Below are 1,649 nucleotides of genomic sequence, written 5' to 3'. Positions count from 1 at the left end.
AAGGGCGGTGGGGTAGATGGCGGATGATCCGGGGAGCGGCGATGTGTCTCGGCATCGGGTCGGGACGCGGGAGGAGTGGTTGACCGCGCGGCTGGAGCTGTTGGAAGCCGAGAAGGAACTCACTCGTCGCAGTGACGAACTGGCTCGGCAGCGGCGGGCGTTGCCGTGGGTGCGGGTCGAGAAGGATTACCGCTTCGAGACGGGGGAGGGGGCGGCGTCGCTTCGCGACCTGTTTCGAGGCCGGTCGCAGCTGCTGGTGTACCACTTCATGTTCCCAGGCTGTCCGAGCTGCGCGTCGATGGTGGATGGGTTCAACGGCTTTGTCGTGCATCTGGAAAACCACGACGTCGGCTTGATCGCGGTGTCGCGGTCGCCTATCGCGGAGTTGACAGCCTTCAAAGAACGGATGGGTTGGAGCGTTCCGTTGGTGTCCTCCCTCGGTAGCGACTTCAATTTCGACTTCGGCGTCTCCTTCACCGACCGGCAATTGGCGGACGGAGCGGTGTACAACTTCCGCGCGCTCCCGCCGGCCGACCCGGACAGTTTTCCCCACGAGTTGCCCGGCGCCAGTGCCTTCGCTGTGCAGGACGACGTCGTGTATCACACCTATTCGTCCTACGCCCGCGGCGGCGACGTCCTCTGGGGCATGTACCAGTGGCTTGATCGTGCTCCCAAGGGGCGCAACGAGTCCGGTGAAGAATGGGTTCGTCTGCGCGACGAATACGGCACACCCTGACAAGCCGTCCTCGGCAGGGGTGTCGACTCCGGCGCTACCCCAGCGAGACCGCCTTGGCTTGCCCGGCGATGACAGTATCCTCGCGATCGACCAGCGCGACTCGCACCTGGACTTGCTGCCCGGCCGACAACGGCTCTCCGTCGAGCATGATTACGGTGGACTGTTTGTTCCCGTCGCAGATGATCTCGTTCTGTGCACCGGTGGCCGATGGACTCTCCGCATCGGGTTCGCCCACCATCGCCCGAATGGCGGCAACCCCGGCCTCGGCCTCACAGCTGTAGTCGACCGCCACATTGACGGGGCCGATAGCAGTGGCGTCGATGGTATTGGCGGCGAGAGTGGGAGCAGCGGCCGATACAACGGCGAACCCCATCGCACCGAAGACGGTCACAATGAGGGCAGCATGTCGGTAGTTCCGAATAGTCACCATAGATCTTCGTCCTCCTGAGTAGCGGAAGTAGATCGCGGAAACACAATCAGAAAACACCACGGCGCGCACCGCACCGCATGTCCATCTTGCCTTACCCTGCGTGCTGGTTGGTGTAAACCGAGAGCGCCTCGGAAATCCGCGACCATCCTGTGCCGCATATGTGGGTTGAGTCACGGAAATTTCGCGTGCTGGTTGAAGTAGCAAATTTGAAGCAATGGGGCCTGGCGCACAGCGTTCGCCAAGGGGATGTCTGCCGTTAATCTCGGCATGATCCTGTGCCCGACAGGCGGCGGCAGACGTTTGCCGATGGGGCAGGTGAACCCCTTCGGGTAGCGAGATCGAGGCAGAGTCGACAATTGGCTATCAGTTAGCTACTTTCAGATGGAATGCTCGAGACGGGGTCCGGCGATCCGGTTCGTGATAGGAATCCGGCGGGTAGCGACGGTGCGGTCGCGGACTCGGGAAAGCCGATGTGTCACAAAC

2 protein-coding genes are annotated in these 1,649 nt (G+C 62.3%); one reads left to right on the top strand and one right to left on the bottom strand.

What is annotated here, in order from left to right; genetic code table 11:
• Positions 1 to 16 precede the first annotated feature (16 nt).
• Positions 17 to 736 (top strand): DUF899 domain-containing protein, encoded by a 720-nt coding sequence (locus ACFK0J_RS22265; RefSeq protein ID WP_378730239.1) that lies wholly within the window; start codon positions 17 to 19, stop codon positions 734 to 736.
• Positions 737 to 770: 34 nt separating this feature from the next.
• Here ACFK0J_RS22265 and ACFK0J_RS22260 read toward each other — a convergent pair whose 3' ends face one another.
• Complete coding sequence (locus ACFK0J_RS22260; protein WP_378730237.1) at positions 771 to 1,226, bottom strand: hypothetical protein; 456 nt, start codon at positions 1,224 to 1,226, stop codon at positions 771 to 773.
• Positions 1,227 to 1,649: the final 423 nt, after the last annotated feature.

Origin of the sequence: Nocardia brasiliensis, from assembly GCF_042691675.1 — a bacterium.
Classification (GTDB): Bacteria; Actinomycetota; Actinomycetes; order Mycobacteriales; family Mycobacteriaceae; genus Nocardia; species Nocardia brasiliensis_D.
Note: the sequence above shows the minus strand (reverse complement) of the source record. Positions and strands in the feature narration are given on the sequence as shown.